This window comes from Tepidibacillus infernus (assembly GCF_048898065.1).
Classification (GTDB): domain Bacteria; phylum Bacillota; class Bacilli; order Tepidibacillales; family Tepidibacillaceae; genus Tepidibacillus_B; species Tepidibacillus_B infernus.
The window spans coordinates 1-250 of record NZ_JBLWFI010000087.1 but is presented as its reverse complement, the minus strand read 5'-3'; the positions used below and the strand labels follow the sequence as shown (position 1 = coordinate 250).

Sequence of the window (250 nt, the reverse complement as noted above, 5' to 3'; positions counted from 1 at the left end):
ACTCCACATAAGACGCCCCACGACCCCGATACCCGTAGGTATCGGTTTAGGCTGTTCCCTTTTCGCTCGCCGCTACTTAGGGAATCGCACTCAAGTCCCACCAAAGTGACGGAAAGCTTTGTAGCTTATTCCGACTACTTTGGTGGGGCCCAAGTTTCTTTGCTTTCTCTTCCTCAGGGTACTTAGATGTTTCAGTTCCCCTGGTTGCCTCCTCATCCCCTATGTGTTCAGGGATGGGTATACTTCCATT

Annotated in this window: 1 rRNA gene; it reads right to left on the bottom strand. The window is 50.8% G+C overall.

Features of this window, described 5'->3' with window-relative positions:
- Nucleotides 1-250 (bottom strand): 23S ribosomal RNA (locus TEPIDINF_RS15110); the annotation flags it as partial.